Source organism: Deltaproteobacteria bacterium, from assembly GCA_020845895.1.
GTDB lineage: Bacteria > Lernaellota > Lernaellaia > JACKCT01 > JACKCT01 > JADLEX01.
In genome coordinates this window covers 1-18,086 of sequence record JADLEX010000058.1, presented here as the reverse complement: position 1 = coordinate 18,086, position 18,086 = coordinate 1, and the positions used below count along the sequence as shown (strand labels likewise).

12 protein-coding genes are annotated in these 18,086 nt (G+C 63.5%); all 12 read right to left on the bottom strand.

The window, feature by feature from the left end; translation table 11 throughout:
* Window positions 1-28 precede the first annotated feature (28 nt).
* Window positions 29-1,492, bottom strand: a complete 1,464-nt coding sequence (gene pilQ, locus IT350_08245) for a type IV pilus secretin PilQ (GenBank protein MCC6158030.1) — start codon at window positions 1,490-1,492, stop codon at window positions 29-31.
* An 11-nt stretch (window positions 1,493-1,503) separates the two neighbouring features.
* Window positions 1,504-2,187 carry a pilus assembly protein PilP gene (locus IT350_08240; GenBank protein MCC6158029.1) on the bottom strand — a complete coding sequence of 228 codons (684 nt, stop codon included), beginning with the start codon at window positions 2,185-2,187 and terminating at the stop codon, window positions 1,504-1,506.
* A gap of 55 nt (window positions 2,188-2,242) precedes the next feature.
* Window positions 2,243-2,875, bottom strand: a complete 633-nt coding sequence (pilO, locus tag IT350_08235) for a type 4a pilus biogenesis protein PilO (protein ID MCC6158028.1) — start codon at window positions 2,873-2,875, stop codon at window positions 2,243-2,245.
* A 41-nt stretch (window positions 2,876-2,916) separates the two neighbouring features.
* Complete coding sequence (locus IT350_08230) at window positions 2,917-3,540, bottom strand: PilN domain-containing protein (GenBank protein ID MCC6158027.1); 624 nt, start codon at window positions 3,538-3,540, stop codon at window positions 2,917-2,919.
* Complete coding sequence (gene pilM / locus IT350_08225) at window positions 3,537-4,592, bottom strand: type IV pilus assembly protein PilM (GenBank protein MCC6158026.1); 1,056 nt, start codon at window positions 4,590-4,592, stop codon at window positions 3,537-3,539. Before pilM ends, IT350_08230 begins: the two co-directional genes overlap by 4 nt.
* Window positions 4,593-5,023: 431 nt before the next feature.
* Window positions 5,024-9,874, bottom strand: coding sequence for a prepilin-type N-terminal cleavage/methylation domain-containing protein (locus IT350_08220; GenBank protein MCC6158025.1), 4,851 nt, complete (start codon window positions 9,872-9,874; stop codon window positions 5,024-5,026).
* The gene (locus tag IT350_08215) at window positions 9,874-12,189 is read right to left on the bottom strand and encodes a pilus assembly PilX N-terminal domain-containing protein (GenBank protein MCC6158024.1); all 2,316 of its coding nucleotides are present in this window, start codon (window positions 12,187-12,189) and stop codon (window positions 9,874-9,876) included. Before IT350_08215 ends, IT350_08220 begins: the two co-directional genes overlap by 1 nt.
* 68 nt (window positions 12,190-12,257) lie before the next feature.
* A complete protein-coding gene (locus tag IT350_08210; GenBank protein ID MCC6158023.1) occupies window positions 12,258-12,824 on the bottom strand; it encodes a prepilin-type N-terminal cleavage/methylation domain-containing protein in 567 nt (188 codons plus the stop codon).
* 11 nt (window positions 12,825-12,835) lie between these two features.
* The gene (locus IT350_08205; GenBank protein ID MCC6158022.1) at window positions 12,836-13,489 is read right to left on the bottom strand and encodes a prepilin-type N-terminal cleavage/methylation domain-containing protein; all 654 of its coding nucleotides are present in this window, start codon (window positions 13,487-13,489) and stop codon (window positions 12,836-12,838) included.
* Between the two features lie 219 nt (window positions 13,490-13,708).
* The gene (locus IT350_08200; GenBank protein ID MCC6158021.1) at window positions 13,709-15,103 is read right to left on the bottom strand and encodes a sigma-54-dependent Fis family transcriptional regulator; all 1,395 of its coding nucleotides are present in this window, start codon (window positions 15,101-15,103) and stop codon (window positions 13,709-13,711) included.
* Between the two features lie 13 nt (window positions 15,104-15,116).
* On the bottom strand, window positions 15,117-16,919 hold the full coding sequence (locus tag IT350_08195) for a HAMP domain-containing protein (GenBank protein MCC6158020.1): 1,803 nt from the start codon (window positions 16,917-16,919) through the stop codon (window positions 15,117-15,119).
* A 174-nt stretch (window positions 16,920-17,093) separates the two neighbouring features.
* Window positions 17,094-17,960, bottom strand: coding sequence for a hypothetical protein (locus IT350_08190; protein ID MCC6158019.1), 867 nt, complete (start codon window positions 17,958-17,960; stop codon window positions 17,094-17,096).
* Window positions 17,961-18,086 lie beyond the last annotated feature (126 nt).

Here is an 18,086-nt window from a genome sequence, read left to right as displayed (position 1 = left end):
GGCGCGTCGCGCCGGACCGCCCGATTCGTCACACGACCGGCTTGTCCTGGACAATGCGCGGCGTGATGAAGATCAACAGCTCGGACCGCTTGTTCGTCTGCTTGCGGTCGCGGAAGAAGAAGCCGAGCACCGGAATCTTGGACAGCCAGGGAACCGACAGCTCGGTGCGGCTTTCCTCGGACGAGAAGATACCGCCGATGACGGTGGTCTCGCCGTTGCGCACGAGGGTCTCGGTCTTGGCTTCCTTTTTGTCGATGGCCGGATCGCCCGTGGACGTCGGGATCGACGTGTTCGGCGCGTTCTTCGCGATCTCGATGACCATCACGATGCTCTTGTCGTTGGTGACGTGCGGCGTGACGATCAGGTTGAGGTTCGCCTCGATGAACGACAGTGATGTTTCGCCCTGCTGACGGATCTGGAACGGAATGCTCACGCCCGACGTGATGTTGGCCTTCTTGTTGTCGAGGGTCACGATCTTGGGCTGGCTGATGACCCGACCTTCACCGCGGTTTTCCATCGCCGAGAGTTGCAGGTCGAGGGCCACGACGTCGTTGATGGAGCCCATCGTGATGCCCACGCCGCCGCCCGCGCCGAGGCCGATGGGCGCCGGCAGGTTCACGACGTAGTTCGCGTTGTTGAGGGTCGAAATCGCCGAGCCGGCCCGCGAGGAGCCGACCGTCGCGGTCGTCGTGTTTTGCGTGGACTCGCCCAGCGCGTTCGCGCCCGTGACGCGCACGCTGTTGGGGAAGGTCATGCCCGTGGAGTTGCCGTGGGCCGCGTCGGCGACGTAGTAACCGCCCCACTTGACGCCCAGCTCGCGGGTGAAGTCGGTGTTCGCCTCGACGATGCGCGCCTGAATCATGACCTGCGGCGTCTGCGTGTCGAGGTTGACGATCAGCTTTTTCGCCTGTTCGAGATTCTGCTTGATGTCCTTGATGACGATGACGTTTGTGCGCTTGTCGACGGCGACGAAGCCGCGCGAGGAGAGCACGGTGCGCAGCGGGTTCACGAGGTCGTCGGCGTTGGCGTAGGAAACCGGCACCATCTCGAGCAGCAGTTCCTCGAGCATGAGCTTGGACTGCTCGGAGGCAAGCTTCTGCGTGCTCTCGGCCTGCAGGGTTTGCTGCGGCGCGACCCGGATGATGTTGCCTTCCTGGATCATGCCGAGCTTCTTGGTCTGCAGGATGACGTCGAGCGCCTGGTCCCACGGCACGTTCTGCAGCTTGATCGTGACCTTGCCGACGACGTCATCGCCGGTCACGATGTTCATCCCCGACACCTCGGAGATCACGCGCAGAACGCTTTTGATCTCGGCGTCCTGATAGTCCATCGTGATCTTCTTGCCGAAGTACTGCTTCTCGGCAAACTCGCCCGAAAGCGGGACGTAGCCCTCTTCCTGCGCCGAGGCGACGGCCGGGCACAGAAACGCGGCCAGCAGGATCGCGGCGATCCACGAGGCCGGCGTCATCCGATTCAGATGGGGTCCACGCATCCGAGCCCTCCTTACTTCGACGCGGCGGTGCCTTCCTGCTCGCGTTCGGGGTGCAACTTGATGTTCAGGGGAACCGTCTCGATCACGCCGTCCGATCCGGGCACGACGCGCTTTTCGGTCACGATCACCGAATCGTTCAGGATCGCGTCGATCACGCCGAGGTTGCGTCCGATCGGCGTGCCGACCGCGACGACGTAGGACTTGCCTTTGGGGTCCTCGAAAATGGCGCGGGGCTGGGCCTCGTCGTGCACGACGCCCACCAGCCGGAAATAGCGGATCTCGTATTTCGTGAGGATGTTTTCGTCGGCGCCGCCCGATGCCGGCAGTTCCGCCTCGGTGGTCGAGGCGGCGAAGGGATCGACCTTGTTGATGGGATCGTAGGCGTACTCGTCGAGCGGGCCCTTCTCGGCCTCCTCGCTCTTCTTGAGCACGTCCTCGACCTTGATCTCACCGGATTTCGCCACGGCCTGCTCGATCTTCTCTTCCGCCTTGTCGAGGAGGGACTCGGGCTTCGCGGGCTCGGCGGTCTTCGTCTCGGTCTTTCCGCCGTCCTTCGCGGCGGCTTTGGCCGAATCGTCCGCGGGCTCGGAATCCGAACCGCCGCACGCCGAGACGACGACGCAAAGGCCGAGGCAGGCGAGACCCAGCAGGGTCGTCGCGACCAGGTGCTTTCGTTGTTTCGCGCTCAACGACATCGTGGCGACTCCGTGCGTTCCGAAACCGTGGTTCCGGCCGGCAGCCCGTGGTTGCTCATTTCGCACCCGGCTTCTTGGCGCCGGGTTTGGGTTCTTCTTCTTTCTTGGCCTCGGGCGCCTTCTTGGCCTCGCCCGGAGGAGGAGGCGGCGGCTGCGCCATGAACCGGAACGCCGTGGCCGTGCAGGTGGTGGTGACGACCGTTTCGCCGTTCACGACCTTGGGCTGCCCGACCTTGACGTTGGAGATGTTGATGATGCGTTCCTGCTTGCCGATCTTGTCGAAGAAGATCGCGATGTTGTGGAAGCCGCCGATGAGTTGAAGCTCGATCGGCACTTCGGAATACATCGACTTCGGAGCCTCGGCACCCACCGTGAAATTCGTCATCTCGATGCCGGAGATACCGGCGAGACGCGACAGCAGGCGGAGGATTTCCGCGATTTCCTTGTCTTCCGGAAGCTGCTTGAGCGACTCCTGCAGGCGCTCGTTCAATTCGGTGACCTGGCGGTTGAACATGTCCAAGTCCTTGGCGATGCGCTGCTTCTCGGCCAGCTCGTCCTGACGCTTGTCGAGCGTGTCCTCGAGCTGCTTGATCTCGTCGTTCTTGGGCAGGAGAAAGAAAAACAGATACGCGGCGCAAACCGCGGCCACGAGGAAAACGACGATGAGAATCTTCTTCGAGTTCGCCATCGATCAGCCCCTTGCCCTCAGAAGGCCCGTCATCGCGCGCGTCACTTCAGGTCTTTCGGAATCTGGACCGCCGCGCTGAGCTGGAAGCTCTTGAGCGTCTGGCCCGCGTCCACGTTCGCCGGGGTCGCGCCCTTGGCGGCGCCGATCATCGCGCTTGTCAGCTCCACGCCGCTGAAGAACGGCGACTTTTCCAGATTGTCCATGAATGCCGAGATCTGCTGGTGGTCCGTCGTCGTCCCCACGACCGTCATCGACGATCCGTTTTCCGCGAACTCCTGGATCCACAGCCGGGGCGGCACCGCGCTCGCGATCTGATCGAGCACGTGCACGGGACCCTTCTGCGCGACCTTGAGCTGGAGGATGACGTTGAGTTTCTTCTCGAGGTCGTCCTTCTGACGCTTGTATTCCTCGAGCTTCTGGATGTCGCCGCCGAGCTTTTTGATCTGCGCGTCGACCGCCATCGTCTCCTGCATGATCGAGTCGGCCTTCTTCTCGCGCGTCCACTGGACGAGGCCGAGCACGACCATGGTTCCCAGCACGGCGGCGAGGCCGATCAGGATCCACGCGACCGGGATCTCGATCTTCGGCTTCGCGGCGCCCCCGGCCTTTTTGCGGAGGCCCTTCCCCTTGGCCCTTTGCTCGGGAAGCAGGTTGACTTTGATCATTTGTCGCCCGTCCTTCGCAGCGCAAGCCCGACGACGACCGCGCACGCCGGCGCGACGTCCCGAATGAAGTCCATGTCGAACTTGTTCGGATTGATCTGGATGTTCTTGAAGGGATCAACCACCTCGACCGGAATCCCGATCTGGCTCTCGATGATCTGCGTGATGCGCGCGTTCTTGGCGCAGCCGCCCGAGAGGAACACCTTGGAGATATGGCCGAGCGAACTGGTGGCCATGAAGAAGTCGAGGCTGCGCTGCGTTTCCAGGGCGATCGCCGAACTGAGGTTCTCGATGATGCCCTTGATCTGATCGGCCTGCGCGCCCTGCCCGCCGGAGACCTTGATCTGCTCGGCTTCCTCGTGACCCACGCCGAGCTGCTTCTGGATCTCCTCGGTGAAGTGGTTCCCGCCGATGGACATGTCGCGGGTGAACACCGAGTTGCCGTTGCGCACGATGTTGATGTTGATGACGCCCGCGCCGAGGTTGACCAGCGCGATCACCTTGCCGCGCTGCATCTCGTAGTTGACCTCGTACATGTTCTGGACGGCGAAGGCGTCCACGTCCATGACCACGGGGTTCAGGCCCGCCTCGTTGATCACGGCCATGTAGTCGTTGACCATCTCCTTCTTGACCGCGACCAGCAGCACGTCCTGGCTGCCCTGGTCCTCGGAGACGGCCTCGAGGCGCTGGTAGTCGATGCTGACTTCGTTGATGTCGAAGGGGATGTACTGCTCGGCTTCCCACTGGATGTTGCTCGCAATTTCCTCGTCGGTCATCAGGGGCAGCGTGATCTTGCGGATGATGACCGAGTGGCCGGACACCGAGGTCGCCACGTCGCGCGTCTTGATCTGGTTGGCCGTGATGAGCTTGCGGATCGCACCGACGACCGCGGGGGCGTTCATGATCGTCGAATCGACGATGGACTCGGGCGGGAGGGGTTCGACGCCGAAATTGGCGAGTTGGAGGCCCGTCTTGGTTTCCTTGAGTTCCGCAATCTTGATCGAACTCGAGCCGATATCCAAGCCCAGTACGCTCTTCCCCCGTGAAAACAGCATGCAGGCTCCTCATTCAGATTCGACCGGGCTTACCCACACTGGCGATGCGGCATGATTACGAAAAAACCGGTCAGTGTCAAGCCCGATTTTTCCTCCGCACGCAGACCCAGCTAAACGAAAAAACCCTTGAATTTGAGCACCTTGTCCCCACGTTGTTCCAAAACGGGTTTAAGTATTGGCGACCGGTCCACCCACCGTTTGAACCGCGCGTTTCCCCCTGCGCCGGTTCCGTCGCCGCACCTCGCCCGTTCTCCAAGGGTCCGTTCCGAAAATCGGCGGAATCCGGCGAAAATTCAAGGGGTTTTTTGCGCCGGACGTATTTTTCCGACGTTTTTCACCAAATTCGCCCAATTTGCGACGGTGCCCGTACAAAAAAAGGCGCCTCCTCCACGTGATTCATGAAGGAGGCGCCGCGTGAGCGATGCGCGCGATCAGAGATCGCCGAACTTGGTGACCCGAATGTCCTCCGGCGATTCCGGCGTGAACGCCGTGGCGAGCCACGTGCCGATGTTGTCGGGCGGGCACTTGCCGCAGTAAGCGTTGATCCGGACGTTGTCGTAGTACGAATCCTGATCGCCGAAGTCGATGAAAGGATCCGCCCAAACGCCGACCTTGCCCTGTTGGTACACGACGCACCGGAGCGGCGCGCCGTCGTTGCACCGGTACGTGCCGCCGCCGGTGTTGGAGCAGTAGCCCGAGCAACCCGCCGGAATGGTTCCCGACATGTCGATCGAACCGATGCCCGCCGTGGTGCGCCCGTAGGTGCTCCAGGTGAAGCGCGGCGGGTTCACCCACCACTGGTTGTACCAGTCCCAGGTCTGCGCGTTATCGGGCCTGGCCCACATGGCGACGAAGGTCTCGTTGTAATAGGCCGAGGTGGGCATATGGTTGGTGCAGATCAGATAGAAGACCGACCACCAGTCGTCGTCCTCGGCGTTGGTGATCGTGTGCGACGCCGTCGTGAACTCCTTGACGTCCTCCTCGTAGGTGTACTGCACACGCGTACGCAGCACGTTGGGGTCGCGGAAGTCGAGCTCGGTCTGGAGCATGTTGAAGCCGTTGTCGGACGGCCGGAACTTTCCGCGGAACGTCGGGTTCAGACGCATGTCCTGCGAGTCGGTGCGCATGTGCATCTGCATCATGATGTCGCCTTCGATCTCCTGGTTGTCGCCCGGCGAGGTCGCCGCGCAGACGCCCGTGTTGAAGTTCGACCACAGCATGTTGAGCAGCTTCAGGTGGAGCAGGTCGGAGTGACAGCTCGACCAGAAGTCGGTGACGCAGAAGATCGTGACGTGCAGGATTTCGAGACACCAGTCGCACAGGTCGAAGCCGATCTCGAAGAGCCACTCCGCGAGCCACTGGAAGACGGAACCGAACAGGCCGTCGAAGTCGGTGCGGATGTAGGTGCCCGCCGTGTATTCGAAGACGTGGGACCCGATGTGGAAGACGATGTCGATGTTGATGTCGGGCAGGCCCAGAAACGACAACGGGATGTGGATGTGGAGCTCCCAGTGCAGGAAGACGAACTCGCGGCCCATCCATGGGCGATATTTGCCGAAGCTGCTGCCTTCTTCGAGAATCTCCCAGTTGCCCGTCCAGTTGAAGGTGTCGGTCTCCCAGGGATAACCCGCGGTCTTGAGCGCCGGGCCATCGTTGCTGGCCTGCGGAGAGACGGTCGGCGGATAGCACTGATCCTTGCTGATGTAGTCGACGATGACCACGAACGGGTCGTTCGTCGGATACAGACCGCCCGCGCACTGATCTCCGCCGGTGCCGTAGGCGTTGGGTCCGAAGGGCTGCTGGCACGAGGGTTTCGGGTGCCCGCCGCCCGCCGGATGCTCGACCATGATCGTGAAGACGTATTTGTACTTGCGGGTCGGGTTCAGGTACTCCGAGAACATGTACGAGCGCATCGCGGAGCCGCTGTATTGCTGGTTCAGCAGCCCGCGCAGGTTGACGAGGCCGTAGGCCGAGTAGTCGTAGCCGGACGGCTGCCAGATGGACGCGCCGCCCGCGCCGACGCGCAGCCAGTAACCGGTGTACTTGGTGCCGTCCCAATCGCCGTTTTCGGGATTGGTCGGGAACGCGCCGTTGGGATCGTCGGTGGAGTAACGCTCGACCTTCCACCACACCTCGTTTTCGCTCGTCTGCACCGTGGTGGAGCAGTTCTGGAGCCACTCGCGCAGCTCGATCGACGTGAGGCCCGTGTCGCAGTTCGCCACGGCGCTCGGGCACGACGGCGAACCCGCCGGTGGCACGTTGTTGAAGCACACGTGCGAGTCGTAGGGCGAGCCTGCGTCCTCGGTCTGGTTCAGGTCGACGATGCGCGTGCAATCCTCGGGCAGAGGGCACGTCACCTCGGCGGCGTACTCATACGTCACGCCGGGGATCTGGTCGGAGTATTGGTGGTCGCCGAGACAGTTCGAGCCTGTACAGGAGACCGTGGTGTCGACGACGAAGTAGTCGGCATTCGGATTCAACGCGTCTTTGGCGAGCAGTCTGATGGTCGAAGTCGACGGCGGTGCTTGATCCCACGTCCAGTTGACCGTGATGGGGCCGTGCAGGTTGCAGTACTCGGTAGTGGATGGCGGCAGAATGACCGCCGGGCAGTCGCAGTCGAAGACGCCGTTTTCGGTGCATGCCGCACCGAAGGACCAATCCGTCGGGTGGGGAACGCCGTTTCCGCCTTCGTTCGTGGCGACCGCGGCGACCGTGTACTCATAGACCGACTCGGACGGCGAGCAATAGCCGACCGTCGGGTCGATGACCTTGAGCGTGTGGTTGGTCGAATCCACCGTCGTCCCGGTATCCGGTTTGAGATCCTCGGTGCCGATATTCAGGTACCAGGCATTCCCCGATTGAAGCGCCGACTGCTGGTCTTTGAAACTGTAGCTCAGCGTCGTCGCGGCCGTGACCGCCGCGCCCTTGAACACCACGGCGTTCGCGGGAATTCCCGCCGCGGAATAGAACTGGAATCCCCCATCGATCACGCCGCTGCCGTCCTCTTTCAACAAGGCGTGGCGGAGACGGCAGGTTCCGACCACGTAGTCCAGATAGGTTGTGGAACGGTAGACGTAGTAACGCGTCAGATCGGGAATATCCCCATCCGCGCCGCTGATTTCGCAAAACTGGCTCGGCGAGGCGTCCCACGAAACGGTTAGCGCCGGCTCGACGTCGGAACCGTCGTAGAGCGACGTGTCGCGAATCTCGATATTCCACGGGGGCGAGAACCGACTCGGCGTGTCGCTCGACGCCTCGGAGTTGAGGGACTGGGCCTCGTTGTAAGCGCAGTTGCTCAAGTAATCGAGCGGATCGGAGAGGCACTCGGTGCTGGAGTTGTAGGCCCGTACTTCGTACTGGTAACGCATCATGTTGTTTTCGTCGAAGGACGGATTATAGCCGCCGGTCTTGATGCCGAATTGCGCGCCATCGATGGGCGGCAAGGACGCGTTGCGTCCCGGCGAGTCGAGCTCGTCGCGCCAGACGTAGTAATCGTTGTACCGATAGTACTTGGCGTTGCGGCACTGGTATTCCGCCATGATGTACGACGTCGCTCCCGCCGAGCAGGTCGTGTTGAGCTGCGCGTGACTGGTCGAAATCTTGGCGATGGGTACCGACATCATCTCGTCCGTGACGTTTCCGTTGGATCGATAAACCCAGTACTCAGTCACGCCGGAACCCGTCGAGCGGTGCCAGCGAAGCGTGATCGAGCCGAAGTCCTGCGCACTCTTGTAACAGCCGGAATCCCAGACCGTCAGATCTGTCGGCTCCAGAACGGGCTCCTGCGAGGGCGTCGTCGAACCGGTGGTCACGGCAGTCGAGTGGTTATCGCCGCAGTCCACCGCGTAGATCGAATAGATGTAGGTGTCACCGGGCTCGATGTTCGCGTCGACGAAGCAGTAATCCTTGCCGCCGCACGCCGCGGTGTTGGTGCCGCCATTCGCCGCCACGACGGTGTGGAACGCCGGCGTGCCGCCATTGGTGGAACGGTAGATCTCGTACCAGAGCACGTCGTTGTCGTTCAGGCCGTCGTCGGACGACTGGTTCCAGCTCACATACACGCCACGTCCGCAATCCTCCTCGGCGGCCACCGCGTCCGTCGGCGGATCTGGGTTGCCCGCGCAGTCGCGCTCAACCGGCTTGCCGAGGTTGCGGGGATCGACCGACGTGCGGACCGTGTGTTCCTTGTACGGAGAATTGTGGATGAAGGCCGCGCCCTGCTTGTCCTGCCTTTGCGCGACCATCGTCACGTTCAGATCGATGCGCGTGATCGCCGAGTCGAGCAAGTTGACGTCGAGACGTCCGTTGCGATTCACATCCTCGCCGTAGTCGAGCTGGCCGTCTCCGTCCGCGTCCTCCGTGTTGGATGGACTGCCCGCCACGTTGTTGAGATACATCGCACCGCGTGCCAGGCCGGAGATGCTGACCGAGCCGAATGGACCCGCATAGGAGTGCGAGTAGGACCCCTGATAGAGCGCCTGCATCTCACCGTCGCTCAGCGCACCGTTGCCGTCCGAGTCGCCCCACAGAGTGGGCGGCGTCTCGGGGTCGAAATCGAAATCGCCCCAGAACGAAAACAGCGGTGTGACGCGCGCGCCGTCGGGATACGCATACTGAGAGCTGCCGTCGATGTCCTGCAGCATGCCGTAACCGACCGCGACCTCGCTGTTGGGATTGCCGTTGAAACGACGGACGAGGACGCGATCCCCGGTATGCGAGGAGTAGTCCATGTCGGACGACGCGGTGGAGGTTCCCGTCGACATGTAGTAGTGGACGGTCTCGGCCGGCGAGTCGTAGAACTTGCCCGTGTAGGTTTTGCCGCCGCCGGAGAACGGATACGTCAACGTCGAGCCGTTCGTGAGCTCGAACTGCGTGTCGCTCACGTCGCCGTTGAACATCATCTCCCACGGCCCGGCGTAGATCATGCCGGGTTGGCCTTTTTCGAACATGACGTTCGAACCCACGAGTTCCATGTCGGATTTGAGCCGCGACAGCGTGGCGCGCGAACCCTGGGCGATTTCGATCCGGCCTTCCTCGGTCATGACCGCGCGCTCGTATGATACGAACAGCGCGTAGATCACCGCGACGAGAATCGCCGTCAGCGTGATCGCGACGAGCAGTTCGACCATCGAGAAGCCGGCGTGACCGGCGACCCGACGGCGATTCTGAGCGTTCCGGGAAAGCCGCGGTGTCAGCGTGTGCGTGCGCATCATTCGAGGACCCTTGTTCCTTTGCCCGATCGGCAGAACCGCCATCAAGGACTTCATCGGCAGCATCGACATCACCAGACCTCCACGGAGGCTTCGCTCGGGTCGATGTTTTCCCATTCCACGACATCCCACGACGCATTGCCGAAGGGGATGGAGCCGTTGGGGTTATCCGTCATGTGCCACGGGTTGGCGGGGAGCTGCCACTTCAGCCGGGCGTCGTGATACAGCACCATGTCGTGACCCATGTGGCGGCAGTTGGTGCCGACGCCGTCGGTGCAGCTCGATGTCGGGTGGTCGTACCCGACTCGGCCCGGCCATTCCTGAATCATCGATCCCCAGATCGTCAACGAGCCCGAGTCGTTGCCGGTCGAGTTGAATCCCGCGCCCGCGTAATCGTAGAACTGGTTCGAATACCAGAACTTGTCCGAGGTGCGGGCCTGGGCGTAAATGCCGGTGCGGAAGTTGCGAAGCTGGGCTTCCGTCGGCTCGGCGCACGTGGCGGTCACGCCGCTGAACGTGCACGTCTGCCGCCCGAAACTCACCATCACCGCGTGGATCTCCTCGTTTCCGTCGTCGGCGACACCCGGATACGGGTGATCGAAGTTGCCGCGGCCGGAGAGCGTGATGCCGACCGAGGTGTCGGCGTCGCTCCAGTCGTCGGAGTAGATGTAACGCAGCGGCTCCTTGTCGGGCAGCAGATAGACCGACGGGTCCGGCAGCGTGTTGGGGTAGCTGTTCGGGATGATGATGTTGCCGGTGGCGAAAAGGCCCAGCATGTCGATCGGCGCGTTGGGGTTGGTCGAGATCTGTGTCTTCGGGTGCTCCTCGTACTGCACCTCGTGGTCGAGGATGATGTTGCCCGCCGCCACGATCGTGACGTTGCCGTCCACGATGCCGGAGACGAGCACGTCGCCCTCGACGTAGATGATGCCCGTCGAGTTCCCGGAGCAGCCACCGAGCGCATCGGGGAAGGTCGAACGCGAAACGCCCGCGCTCGGCGTGAAGAGAAAGTCGAATCCCACGGACGAGTTTTCGTAGTGAATGTCCTCGGGGTCGAACGCGGGCTTCATATCGAAAAGCGCTTCGCCGTTGTGACGCACGCCGTAGCACTTGCCGGGGCCCGTGACGTCGGTCCCACTCCACGCCGCGCCGCTCGACCAGATCTCGCCGCCGACGTCCGCGTCGGTCATCGCCTGATGCCGGCGGTACATCGAATCGCCCCAGTGCGCCGCGCGGACATCCTGATCGGTGGTGTAGGGGATGCTGTACAGCAGGAAGACGCCGGGGTCGTTGGAGTCGCGCTGACCGTCGTTCGCACCGATCTTGTTGTCGTAACGCGACCACACGCCCGAATCCTGCTCGTAATCGCCGTCCTGATCCACATCGAGGTCGTTACGAAAGACAATCTTCCAGACGCGGTTGGTGCGCTTTTTCAGCACGATATCGGCGCGACCGCGAAAGCCCTGCGCGTCGCCGCCGTTCGTTATCATCTCGATGGGGAACATGTCGATGTCCTTGGCGTAGCTGCGGAAGCCCCACGCCGCTCGCAGCGCCGCCGTGGACGTGTTGCCGCCGGCGGTCTGATTGAGCGAGGCGCCGCCGTCGCCGTAATCGAACGCTTCGATGTTCTTCCAGCTCACCTGCCCCTGCAGCGTGGGCGCGCCGCGCACGAAAAAGCGCGCGTTGTCCGGCTTGACCTTCGAGTTGCGCAGATAGATGTCGCCGATGATCCCGTCTTCCTCGTGAAAGACCGCTTGGCACCCGTACCACGACGAGGCATCCCCGGCGCAGTTTTCCACGGCGGTCCAGCTCGCGCGGGCCTCGGGGATGTGATTTTTCGAGAAGTACGCCAAATCCCAGATGCTGGTCGGCTGCACCTTCGCGCGAAACGCCTTGGTGAAGCCCGACAGAAGGTTCGTCACGACGACCGAGATGGCCACGGGCCGCGACGTGCCTCGATCGTAGGGGCCCTGGAAATTTTGCGGATCGAGCCATGCGTCGATACGGAAGTTCTGATCCTGGGAAGGCGACGCGCCGGAGCCGAACAGGTCGAGGGCGCGAACCTGGTTGAGAACCTGACGGGTCGCGGTGTCGCCGAAATCCGCGCCCTGCACCGCGCCGAACAAACCCTGGTTCATGTAATGAAGGTGCGAGGTGATGCGCGAGAGCCCCTGCTCGCCATAAGTGGACATGAGCATCTCCTCGGAGATGTTGCCGACCACTTTTTGCTCGCTCGTGCTCCCCACCATCGCAAGAATGCCCAGAAGCGTGATCAGAAACATGACGAGGATCGCCGAGACCAGCGCGTACCCCGACGCACGCCGCGGATGCACGAACCCGCGCACCGTCCGCTTCGCCGAAGTTCGCATATCGCGCCGTTTCGCCATCTGTCGCTCCTTCGTTCGCGTCGCGAATCGACTTCGCGCGCGGACCCGCGGTCCCGTCAGTTCTCGGATCAGTTCTTGGTCACGTACGCCTGACGCTCGATGCTGTGGCCGCCGAAACGGTCGTCCCAGCTCACCGTGACGCGCACGATCTTGAAGTCCTCGCCCCGGTAAGAACCCGACGCACAGTCGTCCTGATTCACCGCCCCCGTGAGCAACTCGCCCTCATCCACGGCGAAGTAGCCGCCCGACGACGCGAAGCGGATGCCGTTGCAGCCGGTCGAGCCCGAGTAGCCGTTGTGAAAGACTTCGGACGTCAGTTGGAAGACGTTGTTCGCGCCGGGGGTCATCTGATTCGGGAAACTGCCGAACAGCTCGGCGTTGTCCGACTCGATCCCGTAAACGCCGCTTTGATTTTCATAAGGCGACCAGGACAGGATCTTTTCGATGTGCTTCGCGGCCAGAAAGTTGGCGATGCCGTACGACTTCGCCCGCTGGTTGGCCTTGATATTAAAGCTCAGTGCCGGGATGAGCGCCGCGATGCCGACCGTGAGGACGAACATCGCCACGATGACTTCGACGAGCGAAAAGCCGCTCGACCGGCGACGGTCCGCGGCGTGATGGGTCGAAAGACGCAAGGCCATCCTCCTTATCGCCAGTCGTGCATTGACGCGAAGTAACGCCAGACGCGCACGCGGCCGGACGACGCCGACCAGTCCACCGCGCGTTGGCGATCGTCGCGGACGCCCGTGCCGGCCTGGTCGATACCGGGAATCATGTACACGACGCCGTCGACGTTGAAGGTCCCGTCGCGGTTGACCAGCACGTCTCGCGTGGCGCAGTCCGCCGCGCCGCCGCCGTGAATGTTGATTCCGCACGGCGGAAAGTGGTGGCCGGGCACCGCCGGCGAGGCCGACAGCACGCCGAACACGATGCCTTCCTGGAGCAGGTTCGACTTCACCGATCCCGCGAAGCCGTTGCCTCCGACGTTGGAGGGACCGTAGAGGTAGGCCTGGCTCGGCGAGAAGCGGAACAGATAGCGCGTGCCGCTGGAGATCGCCTCCGCGCGCGCGACCCGCATGTGGCCGCCCAGGTCCCGCGCCGAGGCATTGACCCGGATGACCATTCCGTAGTGCAGCATCGAGAGGAATCCGATGCCCACGAGTATCGAGATGATCGCGATGACCACGAGCAGCTCGATGAGGCTGAATCCGCGCATGATCCCGCCGCGCTCGTCGCCGCTTTTTCCGGCGGTCGCCGCGCTGCCGGGAACCTGCTCGCTCCGTTCGTCGTCAGACATCATGAGATTCCTCCGCGTGCGCTTTGAGCAAAAACTGTGCCCCGATACCCCGCACCTCACCTAAGTGCGGTGATTGTAGGGAATTTTTCCACAATCTCCAAGGGGAAAATGCAGGGCGCAACACCAAAATCCGAATCTTTTTGCATAGCGGGGTGAGTTATTGCGTAGCACGTTTGCGGGACTTTTCCCCATGTCGAGGTCGGATTCGAGCCGCGGGACCCGTCACAGGTCGTCGATCTGGTACTCTTGGATCTTGTACAGCAGCGTCCGGTGCGAGATCTCGAGCATCCTCGCCGCGGTCGTGCGGTTGCCGCGCGTTTTGGCCAGCGCCTTGCGGATGACCACCTCTTCCAGGTAGCGCGAGTTCTGTTTGATCGACAACTCCCCGCCCGCGAGCGGCATCTGTTCCGGTACCCCCGCGTCGCTCACGATGCGCCGCAGACGGATCACGTCGCTCAGGTGCTCGGTCTCCACGTACCCCGAACCCGCGAGCACCATCGCGCGCTCGATGACGTTCTCCAGTTCCCGCACGTTGCCGGGCCAGTTGTATTCCATCAGCGCCGACAACGCCTTCTGGCGCACGCCCTGCACGCGGATCCCCATCCGGGCGCGATGCACCTTCACGAAGTGCTCCACGAGCAGCGGGATGTCGCCCGGCCGGTCGCGCAGCGGCGGAATGTGGATCGGGAACACGGCGAGCCGGTAATAAAGGTCCTCGCGCAGCCGCGTGTCGCGCACCAGGTCCGCGGGAGGGAGCTGCGTCGCCGCCACGATGCGCACGTCCACGAGTCGCGACACCCCGCCACCCACCGGGCGGATTTCCTCCTCCTGCAGCGCGCGCAGCAGCTTCACCTGCAGGTGCTTGGGCATCTCGCCGATCTCGTCGAGAAACATCGTGCCGCCGTCGGCCTCGACGAACAGCCCCGCCTTGTCGAAGCGCGCGTCGGTAAACGCGCCCTTGACGTGGCCGAACAGCTCCGATTCCAACAGGTTCTCGGGGATCGCCCCGCAGTTCACCGCGACAAACGCCCCCGCGCGCGCCGACCGCCGGTGGATCGAGCGCGCAACGAGTTCCTTGCCCGTGCCCGATTCGCCGGTGATGAGCACGCTCGTTTTGTACGGCGCGATCTTCTGGACGGCGTCGAAGACCTCGCGCATCCGGTCGTCGCGCCCCACCATCTCCTCGAAGGTGTTCTGCCGTTGCTGCTCCTCGCGCAGGCGGCGGTTTTCATCCACCAGCGCCTCGTGCGCGAGCGCCTTGCCGAGCACCACGGCGATCTCGCCCGGCTTGAATGGCTTGGACACGAAGCTGTACGCGCCCATGCGCATCGCCTCGACCGCGTTGTCGATCGAGCCGTACGCGCTCATCACGACGATCGGCATGACGTGGCCGGATTCCACCGCGCGGCGCACGAACTCCATGCCGTCCACGTTCGGCATGCGCAAATCGCACAGCACCGCGTCGAAGGGCCCCGCCGATTCGAGCGTGTCGAGTCCCGCCTGCCCGTCCGTCGCCGAGACCGTTTCGTAGCCCTGTCGGCGCAGGAGCGTTTCGAGGCTGTGCCGCATCGGCTCCTCGTCGTCCACCACCAGAATCCGGCCGTTCTTGTTGGTCATTTCCTTCGATCCGTTACGGACGTTCGCCCGTCGATTCCGATGTGTGTTCGTCTTCCGGTTCGCCCAGAATCGCGAGCACGTCGTCCTTCAGATTCGCCGGACGTGCCCGTTCGCGCCGCGCGAGCGGCAGCACGACCGAAAACACCGTGCCCGTCGGCGCGCCGCGCGCCGCGTCGCGGCTCTCGAAACGCAGCACACCGCCGAAATTCTCGACGATTCGCTGGCAGATGGCCAGTCCGAGCCCGGTGCCGCGCCCCGGCTCCTTGGTCGTAAAGAACGGCTCGAACACGCGCTGCGCCTGCTCGGCGCCGAGGCCGGGGCCGTCGTCGCGCAGGTGCGCCATCACGAGCGACTCATCGCGCGCAAACGGCGGCGGGCTCGAAAACGCGATGCCGCGCCGCGCGAGATCGGTAAACGCCGCGCGGTCCTCTCCGTTCGCGGCCGCGGGCAGCCGCGATTCGAGCAGCAGTGTGTCGGTGAACGGCGCGACCTCGAACGCGATCTCGACGCGCCCCGATCCGCTCTCGTCGCGTGCCGCGATCGCGTCGCGTGCGTTGATGAGCCCATTCAGCAGCACCTGCTTGAGCTGCGCGCGATCGACCTGCACCTCGGGCAGCGGCGCGGGTGGCTCCGACACGTCGAGCGCTACGCGGTCCACCTGCCGCTGGTCGCGCAGAATCGTCACGCACTCGCGCGCGAGTTCGGCCAGATCCGTCGGGACGAGCTGCGCGCGGCGCGGGCGCGAAAAATCGAGCAGCTCGCGCATGATGCGGTCGATGCGGTCCACCTCGCGCTGGATTCGCGTGACGATCTCCGCGTCCTCGCCCGCCAGATCGGGCGAACCCGACAGCACGCCGAGGTAGTTGTTGATCGCGCCCAGCGGATTGCCGACCTCGTGCGCGACCCCCGCCGTCACGCGCCCCAGATACGCGAGACGATCCTGCTGCAGCACCTCGGCCTCGGCGCGCTCCAGCCGCTCGGCCGCGCTGCGCAGGTGCGTGCGCTGCTCGGTGACCTTGCGGTCGCGGTCGCGCAGCGTGAGGTGCAGATTGGCCAGCGCGCGGGCGAGCACGCCGATTTCGTTTTCGGAGCGGATGGGAATCTTGTGGCCGTAGTCGCCCTCGGTGATGCGCGCCGTGGCCGCCGCGAGCTCCGAGACGGGCCGGATGATGAGGCGCATCAGCGCGATCGTGCCGACGATCGTCGTCAGGATCGCCGTGAGGATCGTGTACAAAATCAGCACGCGCCGCGTGGCGGCCAGCGCCGCCGCCGCGTCGCCCATCGGCACGCCCAGACGCACCGCGCCCGCGACGTGCTTGCCCAAAAAAATCGGCGCGGTGATCTGCACGCGGTCGTCCGGATCGATGCCGCCGCCCGCGTCCGACGGCAAAAAGGTGTGGACGATCGTGAGTCCGGCGAAAGCCTTGTCGAAGTCCTCGTCGTGGTACGGTTCGCCCAGCAGATCGAACCGCTCATGCCCGGCGATGCGGCGGTCGGCGTCCACCACGAAGATCTCGGTGAGCGTGTTGTGGTTCGCGAAGTTGAGCGCGATCTCGGTCAGCCGCTGCCGGTCCGCGTCACCGATGACGAGGCTCGTGCGCCCTTCCCATTCGAGCGCGATCATCGCCTGAAACGACGCGTGAATGGCCGAGCCCGTCTCGAATTTCATGCGCACGAAGTTGCGTTCCATGAGACGCAGCCACACGCTCCCCAGCGCGAGCACGAGGAACACGGTGAGCGCGGTCATGAGCCCGATGACCTGGAAACGCAGTCCGAGCGCGGACAGTCCGCGCAACCGCGCCCGCACGCGCGTCATCGTCGAGTTGGTCGCCATCGCCCGCGATTATAGCGACGCGATTCGGCGAGGCACAGTCGGGCGTCGGCCCTCACCCCTGCCCCTCTCCCGTCATGACGGGAGAGGGGTGGCGAGCAACGCGAGCCGGGGTGAGGGCTCCCGCTTGTGGCGCGGCCGCCTGCGGCTCGATGCGGATCAGCGCTCGTAGCCGTCGTCGTAAATGGAAAACTCGTCCATGGCGATGTGGGGGACGTAATAGCCGCCCCAGACGGACGCCCCCTGAAACATGAACACGGGGTAGTCCGCCTCCATGTCCGTCGTTCCCTGCAGTTCGTCGTCCACGTACACGTCCACGGTCCGGCTCACCTTGTCGATCTTCAGCTTGAAATTGGTCCAAAACGCACGGATGTCGGTGCCGGCGCAGATCGTGTCGCTGTCCGGGTAGCCAAACCGCGGCGCGACGCATGCCGCGATGCCGCCGTTGCCCGGGGTGATCCACGACTTTCCGTCGATCTCGATCCAGAAGACATCGCAGGTGTCGGTGGGAAGGTCGTATCCGATCAACTCCTGCCAGATGTATTTCGAGTCTTCGAGCCCGGCGAGCCACATCCCGCCGACGTGAAGCGCCTTCAACCCCCGGGACGAGTCGAAGCGGCGGATCTTTTCCACCTCGACCTGCTCGCTCACCAGCAGCCAGTCGCCGTGGTCGCGCCAAAGGCCCACGGGGTAGTCTTCAAATCCGTCATAGGCATGAAGCCGGGGTTCGCAAGGGCCCGTATCGTCGTCGGCCGCATCGTCATCCTCGGTATCGTCATCGGCCGTGTCGTCGTCGAGCGAGTCGTCGTCCGCGTAATCGTCATCGGTCGTGTCGTCGTCCAGCGCGTCGTCGTCCGTGGAATCGTCATCGGCCACGTCATCGTCCCGCGCGTCGTCATCACCGGGTTCGCCGAAGTCCGATGAAGGCGAATCGTCGTCATCCCCGCCGCCGCAACCGCCCAGGAAGGGACCGGACACGAGACACGTAAAAAGAAAAAGCGCTGCCCAGCGGGAATAGGTCGTCATGAGCCTGTCCCATTCTCCGTGGAAAGTGGATCGGCGGTTCGGTTAAACATGGTTACGCCACGCCCTCTTTCCGGTCAAGCTCCGCGCCCGCATTGAGGGCGGACTGAAGCATCCACAGGTCCTTGT

What these genes read in the sequence shown, in the direction of transcription:
- pilQ (MCC6158030.1), bottom strand. Translation starts at nt 1,492, where the DNA reads ATGCGTGGACCCCATCTGAATCGGATGACGCCGGCCTCGTGGATCGCC.
- IT350_08240 (MCC6158029.1), bottom strand. Translation starts at nt 2,187, where the DNA reads ATGTCGTTGAGCGCGAAACAACGAAAGCACCTGGTCGCGACGACCCTG.
- pilO (MCC6158028.1), bottom strand. Translation starts at nt 2,875, where the DNA reads ATGGCGAACTCGAAGAAGATTCTCATCGTCGTTTTCCTCGTGGCCGCG.
- IT350_08230 (MCC6158027.1), bottom strand. Translation starts at nt 3,540, where the DNA reads ATGATCAAAGTCAACCTGCTTCCCGAGCAAAGGGCCAAGGGGAAGGGC.
- pilM (MCC6158026.1), bottom strand. Translation starts at nt 4,592, where the DNA reads ATGCTGTTTTCACGGGGGAAGAGCGTACTGGGCTTGGATATCGGCTCG.
- IT350_08220 (MCC6158025.1), bottom strand. Translation starts at nt 9,874, where the DNA reads ATGTCGATGCTGCCGATGAAGTCCTTGATGGCGGTTCTGCCGATCGGG.
- IT350_08215 (MCC6158024.1), bottom strand. Translation starts at nt 12,189, where the DNA reads ATGGCGAAACGGCGCGATATGCGAACTTCGGCGAAGCGGACGGTGCGC.
- IT350_08205 (MCC6158022.1), bottom strand. Translation starts at nt 13,489, where the DNA reads ATGATGTCTGACGACGAACGGAGCGAGCAGGTTCCCGGCAGCGCGGCG.
- IT350_08200 (MCC6158021.1), bottom strand. Translation starts at nt 15,103, where the DNA reads ATGACCAACAAGAACGGCCGGATTCTGGTGGTGGACGACGAGGAGCCG.
- IT350_08195 (MCC6158020.1), bottom strand. Translation starts at nt 16,919, where the DNA reads ATGACGCGCGTGCGGGCGCGGTTGCGCGGACTGTCCGCGCTCGGACTG.
- IT350_08190 (MCC6158019.1), bottom strand. Translation starts at nt 17,960, where the DNA reads ATGACGACCTATTCCCGCTGGGCAGCGCTTTTTCTTTTTACGTGTCTC.